Source organism: Nitrobacter winogradskyi (assembly GCF_006539545.1).
Classification (GTDB): domain Bacteria; phylum Pseudomonadota; class Alphaproteobacteria; order Rhizobiales; family Xanthobacteraceae; genus Nitrobacter; species Nitrobacter winogradskyi_A.
Map to the genome: position 1 here is coordinate 50,880 of NZ_BJNF01000016.1, position 20,864 is coordinate 71,743.

Below are 20,864 nucleotides of genomic sequence, written 5' to 3' on the forward strand. Positions count from 1 at the left end.
CCGGCAATCCGCTCATATCATGCAGGTTGCGTAAAGGCCGATTCTGATCGCATTCGGAGTGTGCCGATGCCTTGCGATCCGGAAAATTGAAATCATGAGTGATTCAGCCGGTAAAAGCTTTCTCGACCTCACGGCGGAGATCGTGTCCGCCTACCTTAGTAACAACGCCACGCCCGCCTCGGAAATTCCCGCCCTTATCAATCAGGTGCATGCGGCGCTGACGCGCGTGTCTTCCGGCCGCGGCGAATTGCCGGTGGAACCGGCCAAGCCGGCCGTTCCGGTCAGGAAATCGATGACCGCCGACTACCTGATCTGCCTGGAGGACGGAAAGCGGTTCAAATCGCTCAAGCGCCATCTGCGCACGCAGTACAACATGAGTCCCGAGCAGTATCGGGACAAATGGAAGCTCCCTGCGGACTATCCCATGGTGGCTCCCAACTACGCGGTCACGCGATCGCAGCTGGCCAAGAACATGGGCCTCGGTCAGCAGCGCCGACGCCGAAAATAAGGGGCCGCTGACTACCGAACGTTAGGATTATTATCCAAAACCGTTACCCGGCGCGGCATTCGACTGTCAAATTTTGATGAAAATGCTATCCCCGGGGAGGTAATAGCCTCTAGGATATGACTATATTCCTAGAGGGGCCGCTCCATGCTTCTGATCCATCCATCCGCTTCACCGACGTCTGTTCGACGCTCGCCAACCTCGGCAACGCGAATCTGTCACACTATCGCGCGACTGGTCGCCGAGGAGTTTGAACTCGACGCTGCTGTGGTGATAGCGCCGACCCGCGGCGCGCCACGCGCCGCATATGCCCGACAGGTCGCGATGTATCTCGCGCACGTTGGTTTCGCTTTGAGTTTCGAGGCGATCGGCCGTGTCTTCGATCGCGATCGCACCACGGTCTCTCATGCTTGCCGCGTCGTGGAAGACAGTCGCGACGATGCCGGACTTGATCGCCGGCTCGCGGCGCTCGAGGCGATGTGCGCGGTTTGTGATGAACGCTTCGAAGGAGCGTCCGATGCCGGCGTCTGATCGCGGCAGCCGGCAATCGTCGCGCCGCTCCAAGAGCAGGCCGGCGGAAATCGTGGACCGGTTCCGCGCGCAGCATCTCGCGCTGGCCGAGCGCGAGATCATGACCGACGCGGGCGTTGCGACCGTGATGGTCGATGACAGCGAGAGCCCTCTCGCCTGGCTCGCGCGCCGCAAGGGCCGTGACGGACGCGCCATGATCAGCCGGGATCAGTTCGCGGCCGGTGAAAGACTGCGCGCGGATTTCACGCGGGGGAACCTGACGCCGCGAGTGACCTCGAACTGGTCGGCGCCGACCGGAGGACGCCCGCGCGGGTCCGGGGTTGGCCCCTGCGAGATGACCGATCTGATCGTCGCGGCGCGGCAGCGGGTGCGGCTGGCGCTGGAGGCGTGCGGACCGGAATTCTCCGGCCTGCTGATGGATGTCTGCTGCTTTCTTCGCGGACTTGAGGATGTCGAGCGTGAGCGCGGCTGGCCCTCGAGATCGGCGAAAGTGGTCCTGCAACTGGCGCTGGACAGGCTCGCCAGGCACTACGGCATTCAGGCGCGCGGGGAAACCAGTGCCCATGTACGGACCTGGCTGGCGAGCGATGCAAGGTTCACGAGTGGCTAGAGCGGCTTGCATTTTGACGGAAACACTCTGCTCCGTCATGGCCGGGCATGTCCCGGCCATCCACGTCTTTACTTCTTTCTTCGCTGAAATTCCAAGACGTGGATGCCCGGCACAGGGCCGGGTATGACGGGCTGTTGAGTTCATCCAAAAGAAACATGCTTTAGAGGCGGTTCGAACAGGCGGGACTGCTTGTCGCGCGTGCGCCTCGCATTCCCTCTCGCTTCCGCTTGTGCATGATTGCGGAAGCGAAACGGAAATCGGTTCTGATCGGTTTCAGGCGGCCGCGGCCAGCGCTTCGCGCGCGTCCCTGCGAATGCGCTCGACCATGGCGCGCAGGCCGTTGGAACGTTGCGGCGTGAGATGTTCGCGGAAGCCGAGTTCGTCGAAGACGGCGATGGCGTCGGTGTCCAGAATGTCCTGCGGCTTCCTGCCCGAATAAAGCGTCAGCAGGATCGCGATCAGCCCTCGCACGATATGCGCGTCGCTGTCGCCGACATAGGTCAGCACCGGGGCGCTGTCAGGGTCGCGGCTGGTCTTGAGCGACAGCCAGACCTGACTGGCGCAGCCCTGCACCTTGTTGGCCGCGGAGTGCTCGGCCTCGCTCATGGGCTCAAGGGTACGCCCGAGCTCGATGACGTACCGGTAGCGGTCGTCCCACTCTTCCAGGAGTTCAAAGTTGTCCCTGATCTCGTCGATCGTCATCACGGCTCGTGTGTAGCGTGTCCCGGCCCCCTAATATAGGGCCAAGGACGCATTAAATCGATGTGGTCCCGGGCGATCTACGGGAATTGTTCCCTCGGAACGGCGTTGGGAGTGGTGAGACGCCATTCCGCCTGCAGGTCCTCCGGCGTCAGGGTGTCGTGCTGCGTGTCGCCGGAAGCCGCCGTTTCGACCGCCGGGACGGTGTCGATCGACCCCGTATGGTCGGGAGGGCGCTTGTCGGTGATGATCCGGTAGAGCTTTTTGGCACCGTCTTGCGCGCGCTGGCCGATGACGGCGGCCGCCTGGCCACCGACTTCGCAGGCGGCAGGCTGCCGCGTGCAGAATTGAGTCATGTCCGATACGGCGGCCGTGGCGGCCGATACAGCCTCGGAAGCTCCGATCCGGGGAGCCTTGTTGGCCTCGGGCGCCTCATCCCTCGGCAGCAGCACGAGCACGAGCCCGAGCCAGAATGCCATGCGAAGCAGGAAAAACATGTCGCGTCCCCATGCGTCTTTGATCTTCGTCGCGTTGCGTTGAATTTCGCAATCTGTTCCCTTCCGTATCAAATGGTCCTGAATCCCCCGTTTGTCCGCCGCCGCCGGGCCAACAAAATCCCGTAAACGGCGCTCGAATTCGATTCGGCGTAAATTTTTGCTTGATGCGTGTTGACGACCGCTCGCCGCCGTCGGTTCTCTGCACCGTCGGTACGAGATGGTGGAAACCTTGCGTTCACCATCCGCGCCGAAGAAGGCGTTGCGAGGTGATAAAGAGCCATCCGCCTGTGCCGTTTCGTGACGAAGCGAGGTGCGCCTTAGCGTTCGCTTAAGTTCGCTCTGACACGTTGGACCCACAAAATGGGGGCGTTCCGGCACGTCGAGTGCGACGTAAGCTGAAGCGCAGAAGACGTGAATGCATTGAGCATCATCAAGGACCGTCTCGACGCGTTGCTGCATCCGTCGGCGCGATACGACGCGTTGACGCGGGCGCGGCATCGAACTTTCATGGCGCCAAGGCTGCTCGGGAGCCTGGCCGCGCTCGCGGCGTTTCCGATGTATCTGGCTATCCGCGGTGCGCCGTCGGCGCTGGAAGTGACGGCGTTCGCCTGGCTCGTCGTTCCGATTCTGCTGTCCTATTTCCTGTCGCGGACCGGCCGCTACGAAAGCGCGCACATGCTGTCGTCGATCGCGCTCGCCGGTCTCGTCATGATGATCGCGATTCCGACCGGCGGGATTGGATCCTTCGCTGCCGTGTGGCTCGTGGTGATTCCGCTGGAGGCGGCGCTGTCCGCATCCCGCCGCGTCGTCGCTTTCGCCTCGATGCTTGCGGGGACATGCCTGCTCGCGCTGATCGCGATGAGTTATCTTGATGTTCTGCCGCCCGATGCCGGCGCGGCGGCGCATGGCGTTTTCATGGCGTTCGGCATTGCGTCCGCCATGATCTACGCTGCTGGCGTCGCGTTCGGCAGCGAAGCCTTGATGCGCACCAGCGCCTCGCTGCTGAACGTCGAGGAAGACCGCTATCGCCTGCTGGCGCGCCACATGTGCGATGTGATTTCGCGCCACAGGCGCAACGGAGCCGTGCAGTTCATTTCGCCGGCCGCGGAATCTCTGCTCGGCGTGCCGGTGTCGGAGTTGCAGGGCCATGGTCTGTTCGACCGGGTCCACGTTGCTGATCGCCCGGCCTATCTCACCACGCTCGCGGCGGCTGCGCTGGGCAAGGGCGCGCAGAGCGTCGAATTCAGGCTCAGGCGCGAAGCCGCGTCCGATGCGAATTTCGAGGCGCATGCTTCCGGGAATTTCATATGGGTGGAGATGCGTTGTCAGCCGCTTGAGCCGTCCTCTCCGGCCGAACCGGAAGTCGTCGCGGTGATGCGGGACGTTACCGACCGGAAGCAGCAGGAGCACGCGCTGGATCTGGCGCGCACCGCGGCCGAGCGCGCCGACGCCGCCAAGACGCGGTTTCTCGCGACCATGAGTCACGAACTGCGAACGCCTCTCAATGCGATCATCGGATTCTCGGAGATGATCGTTCAGGAGGCGACCCTGCCGCTCGATGCCACGCGCCGCAAGGAATATGCCCAGCTCATCAACGATTCCGGCCAGCATCTGTTATCGGTGGTCAACAGCATTCTCGACATGTCGAAAATGGAATCCGGAAGTTTCGAGATATTGCCCGAGCCGTTCGCGCCGCGCGAGGTGCTGCTCAGCGGCAGCAATCTGCTCGCGCTCAAGGCGCGCGACAACGGCATCGAACTGGTCACGCGTGTTCCGGAGAATCTGCCGCAGATGGTCGGCGATCCGCGTGCGTTCCGGCAGATCGTTTTGAATCTGGTATCGAACGCGATCAAGTTCACGGAGCGTGGCGGCCGCGTCACGATCTCCGCTCGCGTCGAGGCGGCGCGCATGGTGCTGCGGGTGATGGACAACGGCGTCGGCATCGCGCAGGAAGATCTCAAGCGGATCGGCGACCCCTTCTTCCAGGCTGGAAAAACCTACCAGCGCCGTCATGAAGGGACCGGACTCGGACTGTCGATCGTCAAGAGTCTCGTTGCGTTGCACCGGGGCGAGATCGACGTGCAGAGCAAGGTGGAAGAGGGGACCACGGTCACCGTCATGTTGCCGTTGACGCTCGTGCCCGTCGCCGAACCGCTGTCGAACAACATCGCGACGCTGACGCCGGCCTCCCGCTCCGGCAAGCAGGACCAGGGTTATCGGGTGAGGAAGAGTGCCTAGAAAAGTTGTTGGAGAGGATGGGATGCGGCCACGCCGTCGCAGCGTGGCAACCGGAAAGAGCGGGGCTGACGAGGAGCGTGGTCTGGCGATGCGCATTCTCATGCACAGCCCGAAAGATCTGGTCGCCGGGAGCATGGCTTTTGCCGCCGCCGGCGCAATCATCGCCAACGCCATGTTCATGCAGGCCGGCCATCATCCGTCGCCGATATTCGGATCGGCTGTCACGATTTCTCCGGTGCGGCAGGGCAACGCGGTGCAGCAGGGCAATCCGTTGCCGCGGCCTCGCCCGGTCGAGGCGGATGAGGCGGGACGGGCCGAACCGCGCGCGAGTGCGGCGGATGCATCCGCCAATCCCGTCAAACAGGCCGGGCCGCATAGCGATCCCGTTGCCGACATCATCAATGCAAATCGCCGCATCGCCGCCGTGCAGCGGGCGCTGACGGAATATGGCTTTGGTCAATTGAAGCCGACAGGAACGGTCGGGACCGAAACCCAGACCGCGATCCGGAAATTCGAGCAGGCGCGCCGGATGCCGGTGACCGGACAGATGTCGGATCGCCTCATACGCGAGCTTGCTGCCCTGACCGGTCGGCCGATCGATTAGCGGGATCTTTTGTTGCGTGGATTCAGAGCATTTTCCGATCATGCCGGGATCGTCGAGGCGTGTTTATTTCGGTCATGGCCCGGCATAGCCGTTCGAAGAACGGCGTCGCTTCGCTCGCCTATGGTCCCGGCCATCGGTGTCTTTGATCAGATCCAGGTTCAAGACGTGGATGCCCGGCATAAAGCCGGGCAAGACGATTCCAATCAGATTTCATCCTGCTTCAGGAAATCGCCTCTCTCCGGCCAAACGGCAATCGAAAGCTATCGCACCCCGTAACTGGCCACCCGGATGCCGCCGAAAACCGCGAGGCCCGGCGCGAGGAATCCGGTCGGATTCTGGTAGCGGAAGTCCAGGAGATTATCGATCCGCCCGAATACCTTGACCTGATCATTGAGTGCGTAATCGCCGCGCAAATTCACCAGCGTATAGCCGGGCGCGGTGATTCCGGATGCCATCCCGTCGCGGGTGACATCGAGCCAGTCGTTGACGCGGACCAAAGTTGCCGACAACGTCAACGCATCGAGCGGAAGCCAGGTCGCGGTTGCGCTCCATTTCTCCTTGGGTCGGCGCAGCAGTTGCATGCCGGTGGCGGCATTGACGGCGCGGATGAAGGTGTAATCCGCGCGGATTCCGAAACGTTCGGTGATCTGCGCCGCGACGAAAGTCTCGGTGCCTTCGGTCGTCGCGCTGTTCACGTTCACCAGTGAGGTGAACGTGGCATTGTAGTCGATCAGGTTGGTGATGTCGTTTCGGAAGTAGGTCGAGCCGAAACGCACGCGATCGTTGAACAAAGGCTGCTCGAAACCGGCGTCGTAGCCACGGCTGTCTTCGGGTTGCAGGTTGGGATTGGCGAAGAAATTGAAGGTCGGATAATCCCGGAACAACTGGCTCAGCGAGGGCGCCTTGAAGCCCGTGCCGTAGCTCGCTTTCAGCTTGGTTTCGGTGACGGGAACAATGACCGCCGGCGCGATCCGGTAAGTCATGCGGCCGCCGAACAGGTCGTTGGAATCCTGGCGGACATTGGCCACGAGGAAAAAGCGGTCGGCGAAAGCCGATTGCAATTGAACGAAACCTGCCTTGTTGCCGTTCCTGGCGGCAAAATCGGCGGTATCCATGCGATCGGTCTGATGCTCGGCGCCGATGATCAGATGATTGTCACGCGTAATCTCGGTCACGGTGCGCCAGTCGAACTTGAGGCGCTCGCCCGTGGTGACCGTCGCGGCCGGGTCGCCCGGACCCACGTCATAGGCTCTGCTGTTCGTGAAATTGAGACCGAAGAAGCTCTGGACGCGCCCGTCGAATAGTGACCATACGGCCTCCTGACGGTTGAAGAGTTGCTGGACCGCGTGCGTGCTCTGGCTGGCGTTGGGAGTGCTTGGAAATCCGCCGTCGCCCGTGAACAGCAGCGTCGAGTCGGTATAGCGGACCACCGAATTGACGGTCAGATACTCATTGAGATCGACGCCGAGCTTGGTCGAATAGGTCATGTTGTCATAGTTGTTGCCGATCGCCTGCCGTCCCGGCGGGAGAAGCTCCGGCGGCGTGACAGGAACGTCTCCGGCATGGAGATGGGCGACGTTGACCGCGTAGTTGAAGTTTCGTTCGGCGCCGCTCAGTCCGAGCGTCTGGTTGAAGGTTTTGAACGAGCCGGACTCGAGTGAGCCGGTGACCCGCGCCGGACCTTCGCCCTTTTTCGTGATGATGGAGATGACGCCGCCGATCGCGTCGGAGCCGTAAAGTCCGCTCTGTGGACCCCGGAGGATTTCCATCTGCTGGATGTCCGCCGTGAGAAGGTGCGCGTAGTCGAACGCGCCATTCGAGTTGGCGGGATCGCCGATGTCGATTCCGTCGAGCATCACCTTGGTGTGGTTGGCGTTGGTGCCTCGCATGAAGATCGAGGTCTGGGCGCCAGGTCCGCCGGCTTGCACCACATTGAGGCCGGGAGCCGTCCTGAGGATATCCGGAACGCTGCGGTGTTGCTGGGTCTGGATATCCTGCTCGGTGACGATGGTGATGGAACTGGCCAGCTGGCCCGCGGGCGTCACCACTCCCGTGGGGCTGACCACGGTGGAACCCATCGTGCCCGGAACACGAGTATCAGCGACAGGAGCTTGCCGGGGGGCGGGGCGGGCGACACGGCGTGATCGCGAAGTCGTGCGGTGTGCGGGTGCTATCGCTCGATCAGGGGGTGGCGCGATCCGGATCGGAGGCAACAGGTTGGGAGAGGCGGATTGCTGCGCGGCCGAAGGCGTCATCAGGCCGATCGAGCCTAGCGAGGCGAGGAGGGCGGAGGCAAGCAGGCTTCTGCGATAAGCCCCGGACACGAAGGCGACGGACATGAAAAACCTCGGCAGGACGTCAGTGGCACGTCACAGCGAACGAGGTTTCACGGGAGCCTGCGCCGGCGCCGATGAAGCGGATGTCTGTAGTCCCCGACTGACATCTTCGCGTGTGACCACGGGTTGACGGCAGGTCTCCTGGCTCGCGGGTCGTTACCTGACGTCGCCTTCCCGGGGGCCGAGATGTCCCAGTGGCGTGTGACGCAGATTCGCCGCTTACAGTTGCGGGGGCAGCCGTGGCGTTGGGGATGTCCGCACCACGTTCCCTTTTGATCTCCCGAGGGAGAACCGTCGCCGATTTGTTTGGGGGGGAACAAAGTCGATGTCAATCGACGAGGCGAGCGAGTTCCGGCTTTTCCCCGTGGCGTTGCATATCCGCAGCAGGAGCAACTGGAGCGTTTTCGAGCGAAGTGGACACCGGTTCGCGTGAAGAAAACGCGACAAAACAAATCATGGAGCCCGCTTCTGATTCCATCAGAAGCGGAAAGGCTCAAGAGCGTTTTCGAGCGAAGCATGTCCTCGGGTTTGGCCCGAGGATGGACACCGGTTCGCGTGAAGAAAACGCGTGCGGCCTGACAGAACTGCAAGCAGTCGGCGCCCGCGTTTGCGTCAGACTATTTCGCCGCGCGCGGCCGCGGCGGCATTGCGGATCGCGTCCATGTTGGCCTTGTAGGATTCCATCGTGCCGCCCTTGAACACCGCGGAGCCCGCCACGAAGGCATTGGCGCCGGCGGCGGCCAGATCACCGGCGACGTCGGGTCCGACCCCGCCGTCGACCTCGATGTCGATCGGCCGTCCCCCGATCATCGCGCGCAAATCCCGAATCTTGTCGACCGCCGAGGAGATGAACTTCTGGCCGCCGAAACCGGGATTGACCGACATCACCAGCACCAGGTCAACCATGTCGAGCACGTATTCGACGGTGGACAAGGGCGTTCCGGGATTGAGCGTGACCCCCGCCTTCTTGCCGAGGTTGCGAATGGCCTGCAACGAGCGATGCAGGTGCGGTCCCGCTTCGACGTGAACCGTGATGTGGTCGCAACCTGCCTTGGCGAAGGCTTCGAGGTACGGATCGCACGGCGAGATCATCAGATGGGCATCGAAGATCTTCTTGGTGTGCGGACGCATCGCCTTGATGACATCGGGTCCGTAGGAGATGTTCGGCACGAAATGGCCGTCCATCACGTCGAGGTGGATCCACTCGGCCCCCCCCTGATCGACGGCGCGAACCTCCTCGCCAAGCTTCGAGAAGTCCGAGGCCAGGATCGACGGTGCGATGACGAGAGGACGCGGCGCAAAAGTCTGGGACATGAAGTTTTCCGGAAATTTCAGCGGAGCTTGGGAGAGCCCCGCGTAACATGGGCCGCGCCCGGGGGCAATGCGCGGTCGTCTTTTCGGCGGTCGTCTTTATGAGCGGTAATCTTGGGTTCGCCGCATCCGCATCATTGCGCGGTAGGCGTCGATTTTCATGATCCGATAACCATGCACCCCAAGTATTCGGTCCTTGTTTCGAAGTAATACGGGGCTGTATGTATATACCGAAAGTATTTCTGATCGCCTGCTGCCTCGGCCTTGTCGGCTCCCACGCCTGCGCCGAAAGCGACTTCACCGCTTCGTTCCGGCTGCGCGGCGGATTCGACACCAATCCGCTGCTGGCAATCGGTCAGAGCGGCGGCAGCCTGTTCGTCGCCGCGGACACGGCGCTGGCCGCGGGCATGAAGGCCGATGGCTACACTCTGGGCGTCGCGGCGGAAGCGACCGCAATGCATTATGCGCAGCCGCAAATAACGCCCACGCGCGGCGGCAAGGTGATCCTGCGCGGCTCGATCGGTGATGACGATCTGAGACTGGACTCCACGTCGACCATTGCCGACGTCAGCAGCTACACTTTGCGCTCGTCCGAACTGATCCAATCGGTGAGGGCTGAATCCAGGCGGGGGCCGATCAAGCTGTTCGCCACCGCGGAGGGAGGCCGGACCAGCCTGAATCAGGCCAACGCGATCTTTCAGGATTTTCTCCCCGACCCGCAGCAACATCTGCGGGGCACGCTGATCCCCGGCGTGAGTCTCGTCAGCGGAGAGTTCGAAATCGGCGCGTCCGTGAACCTGTCGGCGCGGCGCTACCTGCAAGAGTTCGATGTGTTCGGCTATCGTCGCGACAATGAAAGGGTGCAGCCGTTTCTGTTCGCCAAATATGGTGGCGGTGCCGTGACTGCCTTTGGCTCCGTTTCACGGTTGTACGGGACGTGGCACGATCCCGATTTCACCAATGTCGATCGAATTCTGTTCGATGCGAGTTTAAGCTGGCGCGCCGCGCCTTTCGGAATTGATCTGACGGCATGGCGGCGCGCGAGTGAAACCACGTTTCCCATTTCGCCGATCACCATCGACACGGCATATTCAGCGAGGGTTTCGTGGAATTGGGATCCGAAGGTGACACTGGCGGCCTCAGTGGGCTATTCGATTTCCGAGTATCTGGATTCGCCCTTCCGTGCGCAGACTCTCACTTGCGGCGTCGGCGCGATCCGCGACTTTGACCATGACCTGAGCGTTAGCGTCGATGTCGCCTATGCAAGGGGCTTGCTGATCTCGGGTGATCAGTTGAACGGGCTCGTCGTGATGTCCTCGATCACGAAGCGCTTCTCCGCGGCCCCGCCGGAGCCGAACAAAGGCGCGGCCGCCGGACCAGCGGCGTGCGGACGGGGATGCCCCGTCCGCCTTCCACCAACCTAGCTAGAGCAATTTCGTTTCCGGTTGAATCAGAAACGGATTTCTAGATTTTGGTTTGACGCGTTTTCTTCACGCGAACCGGTGTCCATCCTCGGGCCAAGCCCGAGGGCATGCTTCGCTCGAAAACGCTATAGCTAGTGGCAGCCGCATCCGCCGCCGAGCAGTCCGCCCGAAGAAAGGCTGCGGCCGAGCACCGCGCCCAGCACGCCGTTTTTGCCCGTGGTGACCGCGGTGTTGACCACGAGCGCGCTACGTCCGTTGAGCAGCCCCACCACGCCGCCGCGGCCGGTCAGCACGTTCGCTCCGATACCGATGCCCTGGCCCTTGTTGGCGAAAGCCGGCGCGCTCATGAACGCGCTGACGACTGCGGCGAGAACGAGAATTTTCTTCATGACGGTTCTCCTTGTTAGATGCGCGACACTGCGCACGAGAGAGCATCCGCCGGTCAAACTGCTACTTCAAGTTGTACTGTAAACTAACCTTAAATACCCCGGATAATCCACGTAAATACACCAATTATACTTTAATTACATACCGCTCTGCTTAGGAGAAAAACCTATGCGCCCTCGGTAGTAGTCATGGCGCAAACCGGTCCTTCCATGCCGGCAATGCATCCGGAAACGGAAGTGCTGTTGCTTCATAGACGCCACGCGCGATCGCGCGAGCCACCGTATTGGCTGCGATCATTCCGAGTTCGGTCAATTCGACGAACGGATCGATGGGTTTGGCTCCGGTAGCGGCAGCGAACACGATATCGCCGTCCAGCGGAGCGTGAACCGGATAGATCGCGCGCGCGAAACCGGTTTGCGCCATCATCGCGAGCCGCCTGGCCTGCGGCTTGGTGAGCGCTGCATCGGTGACGACGATGGCGAGCGTGGTGTTCTCACCGGCATTCGCTGTCGCGCCGCCCTTCAATCGCATCGCCAGCATCTCCGGCGTGAACGACGGCGGCAACCCGCGTCCGCCGTATTCGTCGCCCGATTCAAATGGCGCTGCCCAGAACCAGGGGCCGTCTCCGACGGTGACGCTGCCGACCGCGTTCACCACGGCGAGTGCCGCCACTTTCACGCCGCCGGGCGTGGCCGCCGAAGCGGAGCCGATGCCGCCTTTCAGATTGGCGGTGGTCGCGCCGAGTCCGGCGCCGGTGCTGCCGAGCGCGAAATCGTCTCCCGCTGCTGCTGCGGCGGCGTAGCCAAGATCGCGATAAGGCGCGAAACGACCCCATTTTTTGTCGCCGCCGTTCAGGAGATCGAACACCACCGCGCCGGGCACAATGGGGACGGTCGCGTCGCCGATCACAAAGCCGCGCCCCTGTTCGGCGAGCCAGGCCTGAACGCCGCCGCCTGACTCGATCCCGAAAGCTGAGCCGCCTGACAGCGTGAGGGCGTCGATCCGCTCCACCGTGTTGACCGGATCGAGCAGGGCGCTGTCGCGGGTGCCCGGCCCGCCGCCGCGCACGTCCATCGCGGCCACCACGGGGGTGTCGAAAAGCACCGCTGTCACGCCTGACGCCAGCCGTGCGTCGTCGGCATGGCCGACCCGGACCCCGGAAATGTCGGTGAGGAGGTTCTTCATGGTTCAGTCTCGTTCGCGGGCGGGTGGAAAACGGCTGCTCTCAGATGACGGCAGTCGCGAGGGCGGGTCAATCGATCACGTCTGATCACAAATGTCGCGGAAGGAACCGAGGCCCTTGCATCACCGGGCGATGGCAGGGCAAGTAGCCGCATGATTCACGACGTCTCCGTTCCCGCCGCCATGGTCGCGGGCCTTGTCAGTTTCCTGTCGCCCTGCGTCCTTCCGCTGGTGCCGCCCTACCTGATCTATCTCACAGGCGCCACCATCGAACACGTTTCTCACGACGAGACGGCCAAGACCCCGAAGCGGGCCGTGATGCTCGCCGCCTTGATGTTTGTGTTCGGCTTTTCCACGGTTTTCGTCGCGCTCGGCGCCAGCGCGAGCTTCGTCGGCAGCTTTATCCGGGCCTGGTCGGCGCAGTTGTCGATCGTCGCCGGCATCGTCATTATCATCATGGGCCTGCACTTTCTCGGGCTGACGCGAATCGGCTTCTTGATGCGCGAAGGACGGCTCACGGCCCCGAAGCCGGTCGGGTTATGGGGCGCCTATGTGATGGGGCTCGCTTTCGCGTTCGGGTGGACGCCGTGCATCGGGCCGATCCTGGCGGCGATCCTGTCGGTGGCGGCGGCGGAGGACACCGTCGTAAAGGGAGCCGGTTTGCTTGCGGTATATTCAGCCGGGCTCGGCATTCCGTTTCTGCTGGCGGCGCTCATGATTGAAAGGTTTTCCTCGCTGTTCAACCGGCTGAAACGTCACCTCACCACAATAGAGCGCGGAATCGGCGTGCTGATGGTGCTGACCGGGATAGCCTTCCTCACCGGAACGATCTCCAACGTCAGCATCTGGCTGCTGGAGACCTTTCCGGCGTTGCAGAACTTCGGATGAGGCGTTGCGGTTTGTTCTCAGACCGGTGCACGGTCATTCCCACTGGAGTCCTTTCGCTTCTGATGGAAATCAGAAGCGAGGCTTTATGATTTTGATTTGACGCGCTTTCTTCTCGCGAGCCGGTGCCCATCCTCGAACCAAGCCCGAGAATATGCTTCGCTCGAAAACGCTCTGATCGCGGGAATATTGCGAGACGCCGGAAACCGAGAGGCGTGGACCGGCTCAGAGGGCAGGGTCGATCTCGGCATAATTGCCCTTGTCGTCCCACTTGTAGATGACATAGTCGATCTGCTTGATGTCACCTTTCGCATCGAATTCCAGCATGCCGAGGACGGTATCCCACGCGCCCGCCTTGATGGCTTTCATCACCTTCATCGGATCCGTCGTGCCCGCTTTCGCGGCGGCCTGCGCCCACACCTGCATCGCCGCATAGGTGTAGAGCGTGTAACCTTCCGGATCGATGCCCCTGGCCTTGAATTTCTCGACGACCGCCTTGGCGGTTGGCTTGTTGCGCGGGTCCGGGCCGAAGGTGAACAAGGTACCCTCGGCGAGCGGGCCGGTGATGGAGGCAAACTTCTTGTCGTTCAGCGCATCGCCCGCCATCAGGATGGTCTTGAGTCCCTGATCGCGCATCTGGCGCAGGATCAGTCCGGCCTCCTGATAATAGCCCCCGATGAACACCAGATCGATGTTGTCGCGCTTCAGGCGCGAGACGATGGAGTTAAAGTCCTTGTCGCCTTTGTTATAGGACTCGAACATTTTCTCCTGGAATCCGGCCTTGTTCAGCGCCTTCTTGGTCTCGTCGGCGAGACCCTTGCCGTAGGTGGTCTTGTCGTTGAGGATGGCGATGTTCTTGTCTTTGAAATTCTTGACGATGTATTCGGCGGCGACGACGCCTTGCTGGTCGTCGCGGCCGCAGACGCGCAGCACGTTCCACAGTTTGCGTTCCGTGAACAGCGGGTTGGTCGTGGCCGGTGTGATCTGCAGTGTATTGCCGTCGGCGTAGGCTTCGGAAGCTGGAATGGATGACGACGAGCAGAAGTGTCCGGCGACGAGCGGAATGCCCCGGCTTGAGATTCTTTCAGCGATGGAGCGCGCTTGCTTCGGGTCGCAGGCGTCATCGCCGACGAACAGCTTGAGTTTCTTGTTGAGCACGCCGCCCTTATCGTTGGCATCGGCGACGAACTGTTCGGCGCCGTTATGCAACTGGCGGCCGAAAGCGGACTCGCTGCCCGTCATCGGGCCGGCCACCGCGACGGTGATGTCCTGGGCGAAGGTCGTGGCCGAAAGCGCTAGGGAGGCGCAAAGGGCCAGACCGATGATGTGAAGTTTCTTCATAAGGTGATCCTCATACTGATCATGTCAGATGCCGATCGGACGTCTGGAACGGAACCGGGACCGAGCGAGCCGGACGCGTTGTCCGCTGATTTGTCCGCGAAACCAAGGGCATTTTTCAGGGCTGAGGGGCTGGCGATGACGCATCTTGGCGCGGACGCCATCCCAGCGGACCACGCGGTTCGTAGAGCCAGTAATACTGGCGCACCATCTGCAGCGCGCGGGTGCGCTGGAACGCCAGGCACGAGAATGCGATCAGGATGGCGATCTCGATGACGAGCGTCCGTGGCGCCAGCAGCGTCTCATCGAACAAGACAAAGTGGACAAAGCGGACAGCAAGACCCATGGGAATCATGGTGATCGCCGCCGTCCAGATGCTGCGCCAGGTCAGTGCGATGGTGCGGCCGGTGAGAATGGCGCAGCCGCCACCGAGTACCAGCGTAATGAGCGCGATCTGAATGAGGGATTCATTAGAGTAATATTCGCTCATCAGCGCCGTCCACCTTCGAGATAGGCCGCTCGGACCTCCGGTCGTTCTAGCAGTTCCTCGCCGGTGCCGCTGAGCGTGATCCGGCCGTTGACCATGACGTAACCGCGATGGGCGAGCCTGAGTGCATGGTTGGCGTTCTGCTCGACCATCAGTACCGTCAGCCCGTCTTCGCGGTTGAGCCTGCGGATGACGTCGAAAATCTGTCGCGTGATCAACGGCGCGAGCCCGAGCGACGGTTCGTCGAGCATCAGGAGGCGCGGACGGCTCATCAATGCGCGGCCGATTGCCAACATCTGTTGTTCGCCACCGGACAATGTGCCGCCGCGCTGGGTCATGCGTTCCTTGAGGCGGGGGAATAGGGCCAGGACGCGGTCAAGGTCAGCGCTGCGGTCGCTTTCGCTGGTGTTGCCGTCGGCGGCATCAGCGCCCATGTGCAGGTTCTCGGCGACACTCATGCGCGGGAAGATGCGCCGGCCCTCGGGGGATTGCGCGATGTGCAGCCGCGCCACTTCGTGCGTTGGCAGGGCGCTGATGTCATAGCCGTCGAACAGGATCTGGCCGGCGCGTGCGCGGGGACGGCCGAAAATGGTCATCATCAAGGTCGATTTACCGGCGCCGTTGGCGCCGATCAGGGCGACGATCTCGCCCGGCGCGACATCGACATCTACGTTCTTGAGGACTTCGACGTTGCCATAGGCAGCGCGCAGGCCACGAATGGCAAGCAGCGGCGTGGCGGAAGAGGCGCTCATGCGCCGCCCGCCATCACCGCGATGGCGGTTTTCTCATCCGTCCCGAGATAGGCCGCGATTACTTTCGGATCGTCGCGGATCATCTGCGGCGTACCTTCGGAAATCTTGACGCCATAATCGAGAACGATGATCCGGTCAGAGATTTGCATGACCACGCTCATGTCGTGCTCAATCAGGAGAATCGATGTGTCATGTTCATTGCGGATCAGACGCAGCAATTCGCTCAGCGCTTCGCCCTCGCGGGCGTTAAGGCCGGCAGCCGGTTCGTCAAGGCACAGCAGCGCCGGCCTGGAGCACATCGCGCGGGCAATCTCGAGGCGGCGCTGGTCGCCGTACGGTAGGTTGCCGGCGGCCTCGTCGGCGCGCGCGAGCAGACCGATACGGTCCAGCCAGTAGCGCGCACGATCGATTGCGCTGCGTTCGGCGGAGCGGAAGCCCGGCGAGCCGATCAGGCCGAGAAAGGTATAGCCGGATGCCCGCATCAATCCATTGTGCTGGGCAACCATAAGGTTTTCCAGCGCTGTCATGCCGGCGAACAGGCGGATATTCTGGAACGTGCGCGCGACCTTGGCGAGTTTTGAGATACGAAAGTCGAACAGTCGCTCGAGCAGAAACTCGCGGCTGTCGCCATGGATCATCCGGATCATGCCGGTGGTCGGCTTGTAGAAGCCGGTGATGCAGTTGAAGACGGTGGTCTTGCCGGCGCCGTTCGGCCCGATCAGCGCGGTGATGTCGCCGCGCTTGGCGGTGAACGACAGATCTTTAACGGCGACGATACCGCCGAAACGCATCGAAAGATGATCGACCTCAAGAATGTTGGCGGTGGGGTTGCCAGTCATCCGTCGCCTTCCTTGACCATCGAGGATGGGATCGCGGTTTGTCTGCCGAGAAAGACGGATGGAGCGCGATGGCTGACGAGACCGCGCGGCCGCCAGATCATCAACAGCACCATGACGCCGCCGAACACCAGCATGCGAAACTGGTCAAGGCCGCGAAACAATTCGAATCCACCGATCATTGCGATCGCGGCGAGCGCCACGCCGAGTTGCGAGCCCATGCCGCCCAGGACGACGATGGCGAGCACCAGCGCCGATTCTTGAAAGGTGAAGGACTCAGGGCTGATGAAGCCTTGCCGGGTCGCGAAGAAAGCGCCCGCGAAGCCGCCGAACATCGCGCCTATCGCGAAGGCCGAGAGTTTCGTCGTGGTGATGTTGATGCCGAGCGCCCGGCAGGCCACCTCATCCTCGCGCATCGCTTCCCAGGCGCGGCCGATCGGCAGCCGCCGCAGGCGGATGGTGACCCAGTTCGTCAACAGCGCCAGCGCCAGGATGATGTAGAACAGGAAGACGAGGCGATGCGTGGGTGAGAACGGAACGCCGATCAGCGCCGCGAAGCCGTCTTCGCCCGGCGTGAGCGGAATGCCGAACACCGTGGGGCGCGGGATGCCGCTGACTCCGTTCGGCCCGCCGGTGAGATCCTGCCAGTTGAGGATGACAAGCCGGATGATTTCCCCGAACGCCAGCGTGACGATTGCTAGATAGTCACCGCGAAGCCGCAACACCGGGAAGCCGAGCAGCACCCCCCAGAATGCGGCCAGCACGCCGGAAACCGGCAGCAGCGCCCAGAACGCCCAGGAGCCGAGTTGCAGGAAGTCGATCGCAACGTAGGGGTAGGTCTCGATGAAATACGGAAACGGCAGCCCGCTCTGCGCCAGCAATGCGTAGGAGTATGCGCCGACGGCATAGAACGCCACGTAGCCGAGATCGAGAAGGCCGGCGAGACCGACCACGATGTTGAGACCCCAACCCAGCATCACATAGGTCAGAACGAGAATCCCGAGGTCGAGCAGGTAGCGTTGATTGTAGAAAATGACCGGCACCAGCAGGGCGAAAATCAGGAGCGCGGGTATCAGCACGCGGCCCAGCACCGAGAATGCACGGCGCACGGTATCCGGCAGTTCGACGCTGCCGAGGGGGCCAGTCCAGCGCTTGATTGTTTCGACGATGATGCTGCCGACAAACACCGCGCCGACCACGGCCGCGAGTTCGCCGAACCGGGTCCAGTAGGTCAACTGTCCGGATGGGCCGGTTTCGGTGCGGATGCCGATCATGAGCGAGAACAGCACCAGCGCCAGCAGCGCGCTCACGACAGCGTTCTTGATGATGGATGCGACGCTACGATCGCGCGTGGCGGTTTGTTGGTTCAGAGCGGGCGCTGCCACGTCCGGACCGTCAGACTTTTTCGACTTCGGGACGGCCAAGCAGGCCGGTCGGCATGAAGATCAGCACGACGATCAGGATCGAGAAGGCGGCGACATCCTTATACTCGATCGAAAAGTAGGCCGACCAGAACGTCTCGATCAGCCCGATCGCGAGGCCGCCGAGCATCGCGCCGGGCAGCGAGCCTATGCCGCCGAGAACCGCGGCCGTGAATGCCTTGATGCCGGCGACGAAGCCCATGAAGAAATCGACCAGGCCATAATACAGCAGGTACATCATTCCGGCGACGGCGGCGAGCGATGCCCCGATCACGAAGGTCATCGAGATGGTGCGATCGACGTTCACGCCAAGCAGCGCCGCCATGGTCTGATCCTGCTCGCAGGCGCGCATATCGCGGCCGAAGCGCGTACGCGATACGATGTAGCTGAAGATCGTGAGCAGCACGATGGTGGTGACCACCACCATGATCTGGACGTTGGATAGCTGGACCGCGAAGTTTCCGGAGTCGTGCAGCGTGTATCCGCCGGTGATGAGCGGCGGAATGGGCTTGACCTGCGCGCCCTGGGAAACCTGCGAAAAATTCATGAGCACGAACGACATGCCGATCGCCGACAGCAGCGGCGCGAGTCGAAACGACTGGCGCAGCGGCCTGTAGGCGATGCGCTCGACGACCCAGCCGTAAACGGCGGTGACGGCCATTGAAACGATGAGCATGACGAGCAGGATCAGCGGCACGGCGGAGAGGCCCATCGACACCAGGATCAGGAAGGTGATCAGCGCGATGAAACCGCCAATCATGAAGATGTCGCCGTGAGCGAAATTGATCATGCCGACGATGCCGTAAACCATCGTATAACCGATCGCGATCAGCCCGTAGATCGAGCCGAGCACGACGCCGTTGATCAGTTGCTGGGCAAAATAGTCCATGCGCCGCCGTAATCTGCGTATCTCGAATGCGACCTGTATCAAACGCGGTGACGGGCTCCGGCAGCCGACCGGCGCGTCTTGAATCAATGTCTAACAGTGGCGGTCGCGTGCGGCAACCACAGCCATTCAGCGGGGCCGACGGCAGCGTATAAAGGCTGTGCATTTCGCAGGTTTTGCCCACTCCGGGTCTTGCCGGCACTGGTCGGGTGGAGAATAGCAAGGGCGGCGATGGGAATGTCCTGCATTCCGGCCGCTATCCGGCGGGCAGGCGGGCCGGAGGCCGCCGACTGCTAGTTCCAGCTTTCATTTCAGAGATTCGCGACCGGGGATGGCGGGATTGGTTGTCCACAGGCCAGCGGGTCTTGTTAAGGTTAACAAAGGGTTTCCTTTGCGCTCCCGCATTTACCCGGCGTTAATCACCGTCAAGGCCGCGCCGGCTCTTCGACACGGCGGCCACGCGAAAGCGGGGATGGCGCATGACCAGTTCCTGGCGCATCAGCACCGTCAACGGAGCGTTGCTGGCGCTCTATTTCATTCCGGTCTGGACCTTCGTCGCATTCAAGATCGTGGCGTCGCCGGTGCACGGACTTTACGATCTGGCCAATGTGTCGGTCGCGTTGTTTCTCAGCGACCATCTGCATGTCGTGGCGATGGACCTTGTGCGTTTTGCCTGGCTTCTGGCGCTCGGAAAAATGACGGTGGTTGTGTTCTTCGCGGTTTTTCTGGTGATGACCACGCGCGCTTCGGTCCGGAAGTCAGGCAGCTTTGACGAGGCGCTGGCGCTGGCGCTCGGCATCGGCAGCCTCATTACCTTCGCCAGCATGGTGATGGCGTCACAGGTCGGCGAGATGGCCGCGTTGCGCCTGCATGCGACCGAACTGCTGTTGTTGCTTGGCGGTGCGATCCTGATGGCGACCGAGCCGCCGTTCCAGCGCGATCCGCCGCCGGTGCGGCAATGGGCTTCGCAGCCGGACGTCCAGCCTTTCACCAGTTCCAGTTCCTGAATTATCACGCCGGTTTTCTGGCCGCTTGGCGAGAGCCTTCCCGCGTCTGACGGAATCAGAAGCGGGCTTCAGATATTGATTTGACGCGTTTTCTTCACGCGAACAGGTCATCCACTCGCTCGAAAACGCTCTATTGCTGCATCAAAAATCCGGTCACCGCCTCGGTGAAGGCATGTGATTGTTCGACGTTGGAGATATGCGCGGCATCGAGAATGGTCATGCTCGCGGAAGGAATCCGGCTGCGGATGTATTCTCCGGCCGCGACAGGCGTCGACTGGTCGTGCCGTCCGGCGATGACCAGCGTAGGGCTTTTGATGCGGGGCAGCAGCGCGCGCTGATCCAGGGTGCTCAGCGCCTCGCAGCAGGCGATGTAGCCTTCCACCGGAGAAGCGCTCAGCATGGCTTTGATCTTCGCGGTGACCTGAGGTTCGCGTTCGCGAAAGCCGGTGGTCAGCCAGCCGCTGATCACGGTCTCGGCGATCGCGGCGATGCCGCCTTCCTTCACGGTCTTGATGCGGGCGTGCCAGTTGGCCGGATCGGGATAGTAGCAATTCGTGTTGGCGAGAATGATGCGGTCGAAACGTTCCGGCGCATGTGCTCCGAGCCATTGGCCGACCATGCCGCCCATGGACAATCCGCACCAGTGCGTCTTCGCAATGTTGAGGTCATCGAGAATCGCCAGTACGTCCCGGCCAAAGCGCTCCATCGAATAGGGACCGGGCGGCACGCCGGACTTGCCGTGGCCGCGCCGGTCATAGCGGATGATCCGGAACAGCTTAGACAGCGCCGCCATCTGCGGCTCCCACATCTGCAACGTGCAGCCGAGCGCGTTCGACAGCATCAGAGTCGGGCCGCCGTCGCGCCCCTCGACGGAAACATTCAGCAGGCAGCCATCCGCATCGATCATGGGCATTGTCGTTTCTCCTGC

General features: G+C 62.1%; 21 protein-coding genes and 1 riboswitch. Of the genes, 8 read left to right on the plus strand and 13 right to left on the minus strand.

Annotated elements, in window-relative coordinates:
• Positions 1–94 precede the first annotated feature (94 nt).
• The 3 genes from NWI01_RS03190 (at position 95) to NWI01_RS03200 (ending at position 1,646) form a co-directional block, all read left to right on the plus strand.
• Positions 95–508 (plus strand): MucR family transcriptional regulator, encoded by a 414-nt coding sequence (locus NWI01_RS03190; protein ID WP_141382498.1) that lies wholly within the window; start codon positions 95–97, stop codon positions 506–508.
• Between the two features lie 144 nt (positions 509–652).
• Positions 653–1,036, plus strand: coding sequence for a helix-turn-helix domain-containing protein (locus NWI01_RS03195; RefSeq protein ID WP_141382499.1), 384 nt, complete (start codon positions 653–655; stop codon positions 1,034–1,036).
• Complete coding sequence (locus NWI01_RS03200; RefSeq protein ID WP_141382500.1) at positions 1,023–1,646, plus strand: DUF6456 domain-containing protein; 624 nt, start codon at positions 1,023–1,025, stop codon at positions 1,644–1,646. The genes NWI01_RS03195 and NWI01_RS03200 overlap by 14 nt, the downstream gene beginning before the upstream one ends.
• A 273-nt stretch (positions 1,647–1,919) precedes the next feature.
• Here NWI01_RS03200 and NWI01_RS03205 read toward each other — a convergent pair whose 3' ends face one another.
• Both NWI01_RS03205 and NWI01_RS03210 read right to left on the minus strand, forming a co-directional pair.
• Positions 1,920–2,348, minus strand: a complete 429-nt coding sequence (locus NWI01_RS03205; protein WP_141382501.1) for a SufE family protein — start codon at positions 2,346–2,348, stop codon at positions 1,920–1,922.
• Positions 2,349–2,425: 77 nt separating this feature from the next.
• Positions 2,426–2,842 carry a DUF5330 domain-containing protein gene (locus NWI01_RS03210; protein WP_141382591.1) on the minus strand — a complete coding sequence of 139 codons (417 nt, stop codon included), beginning with the start codon at positions 2,840–2,842 and terminating at the stop codon, positions 2,426–2,428.
• A gap of 420 nt (positions 2,843–3,262) precedes the next feature.
• Between NWI01_RS03210 and NWI01_RS03215 the strand changes: the two genes are divergently transcribed.
• Both NWI01_RS03215 and NWI01_RS03220 read left to right on the plus strand, forming a co-directional pair.
• Positions 3,263–5,080, plus strand: coding sequence for a PAS domain-containing sensor histidine kinase (locus NWI01_RS03215; RefSeq protein WP_141382502.1), 1,818 nt, complete (start codon positions 3,263–3,265; stop codon positions 5,078–5,080).
• Positions 5,081–5,102: 22 nt separating this feature from the next.
• A complete protein-coding gene (locus tag NWI01_RS03220; RefSeq protein WP_141382503.1) occupies positions 5,103–5,684 on the plus strand; it encodes a peptidoglycan-binding domain-containing protein in 582 nt (193 codons plus the stop codon).
• 260 nt (positions 5,685–5,944) lie between these two features.
• Here the strand turns inward: NWI01_RS03220 and NWI01_RS03225 are convergent, their stop codons facing one another.
• Together NWI01_RS03225 and rpe are read right to left on the minus strand one after the other, a co-directional pair.
• On the minus strand, positions 5,945–8,023 hold the full coding sequence (locus NWI01_RS03225) for a TonB-dependent receptor plug domain-containing protein (protein ID WP_141382504.1): 2,079 nt from the start codon (positions 8,021–8,023) through the stop codon (positions 5,945–5,947).
• A gap of 111 nt (positions 8,024–8,134) precedes the next feature.
• Positions 8,135–8,329: riboswitch (cobalamin riboswitch) on the minus strand.
• Between the two features lie 303 nt (positions 8,330–8,632).
• Entirely contained in the window at positions 8,633–9,334 is a 702-nt protein-coding gene (gene rpe / locus NWI01_RS03230) for a ribulose-phosphate 3-epimerase (protein ID WP_141382505.1), read from the minus strand.
• Between the two features lie 218 nt (positions 9,335–9,552).
• Here rpe and NWI01_RS03235 point away from each other — a divergent pair, with 218 nt between their 5' ends.
• Positions 9,553–10,755, plus strand: coding sequence for an outer membrane beta-barrel protein (locus NWI01_RS03235; RefSeq protein WP_141382506.1), 1,203 nt, complete (start codon positions 9,553–9,555; stop codon positions 10,753–10,755).
• A gap of 131 nt (positions 10,756–10,886) precedes the next feature.
• Here the strand turns inward: NWI01_RS03235 and NWI01_RS03240 are convergent, their stop codons facing one another.
• Positions 10,887–11,144, minus strand: a complete 258-nt coding sequence (locus NWI01_RS03240) for a hypothetical protein (RefSeq protein ID WP_141382507.1) — start codon at positions 11,142–11,144, stop codon at positions 10,887–10,889.
• Between the two features lie 184 nt (positions 11,145–11,328).
• A complete protein-coding gene (locus tag NWI01_RS03245) occupies positions 11,329–12,327 on the minus strand; it encodes a P1 family peptidase (protein ID WP_141382508.1) in 999 nt (332 codons plus the stop codon).
• A 150-nt stretch (positions 12,328–12,477) separates the two neighbouring features.
• Here NWI01_RS03245 and NWI01_RS03250 point away from each other — a divergent pair, with 150 nt between their 5' ends.
• Positions 12,478–13,212, plus strand: a complete 735-nt coding sequence (locus NWI01_RS03250) for a cytochrome c biogenesis CcdA family protein (protein WP_141382509.1) — start codon at positions 12,478–12,480, stop codon at positions 13,210–13,212.
• A 222-nt stretch (positions 13,213–13,434) separates the two neighbouring features.
• Here NWI01_RS03250 and NWI01_RS03255 read toward each other — a convergent pair whose 3' ends face one another.
• The 6 genes from NWI01_RS03255 to NWI01_RS03280 form a co-directional block, all read right to left on the minus strand.
• Positions 13,435–14,550 carry a branched-chain amino acid ABC transporter substrate-binding protein gene (locus NWI01_RS03255; protein ID WP_141382510.1) on the minus strand — a complete coding sequence of 372 codons (1,116 nt, stop codon included), beginning with the start codon at positions 14,548–14,550 and terminating at the stop codon, positions 13,435–13,437.
• A 115-nt stretch (positions 14,551–14,665) separates the two neighbouring features.
• Complete coding sequence (locus NWI01_RS03260; RefSeq protein WP_141382511.1) at positions 14,666–15,037, minus strand: DUF6867 family protein; 372 nt, start codon at positions 15,035–15,037, stop codon at positions 14,666–14,668.
• Positions 15,037–15,786: an ABC transporter ATP-binding protein gene (locus NWI01_RS03265; protein WP_141382512.1), complete on the minus strand. Its 750-nt coding sequence runs from the start codon at positions 15,784–15,786 to the stop codon at positions 15,037–15,039. The genes NWI01_RS03260 and NWI01_RS03265 overlap by 1 nt, the downstream gene beginning before the upstream one ends.
• Positions 15,783–16,625, minus strand: coding sequence for an ABC transporter ATP-binding protein (locus NWI01_RS03270; RefSeq protein ID WP_141382513.1), 843 nt, complete (start codon positions 16,623–16,625; stop codon positions 15,783–15,785). Before NWI01_RS03270 ends, NWI01_RS03265 begins: the two co-directional genes overlap by 4 nt.
• On the minus strand, positions 16,622–18,046 hold the full coding sequence (locus NWI01_RS03275) for an ABC transporter permease subunit (RefSeq protein WP_375782167.1): 1,425 nt from the start codon (positions 18,044–18,046) through the stop codon (positions 16,622–16,624). Before NWI01_RS03275 ends, NWI01_RS03270 begins: the two co-directional genes overlap by 4 nt.
• A complete protein-coding gene (locus tag NWI01_RS03280) occupies positions 18,018–18,932 on the minus strand; it encodes an ABC transporter permease subunit (protein WP_141382515.1) in 915 nt (304 codons plus the stop codon). Before NWI01_RS03280 ends, NWI01_RS03275 begins: the two co-directional genes overlap by 29 nt.
• Before the next feature lie 476 nt (positions 18,933–19,408).
• Between NWI01_RS03280 and NWI01_RS03285 the strand changes: the two genes are divergently transcribed.
• Positions 19,409–19,936, plus strand: coding sequence for a hypothetical protein (locus NWI01_RS03285; protein ID WP_141382516.1), 528 nt, complete (start codon positions 19,409–19,411; stop codon positions 19,934–19,936).
• A gap of 130 nt (positions 19,937–20,066) precedes the next feature.
• Here the strand turns inward: NWI01_RS03285 and pcaD are convergent, their stop codons facing one another.
• Complete coding sequence (pcaD, locus tag NWI01_RS03290) at positions 20,067–20,849, minus strand: 3-oxoadipate enol-lactonase (RefSeq protein ID WP_141382517.1); 783 nt, start codon at positions 20,847–20,849, stop codon at positions 20,067–20,069.
• Between the last annotated feature and the right edge of the window lie 15 nt (positions 20,850–20,864).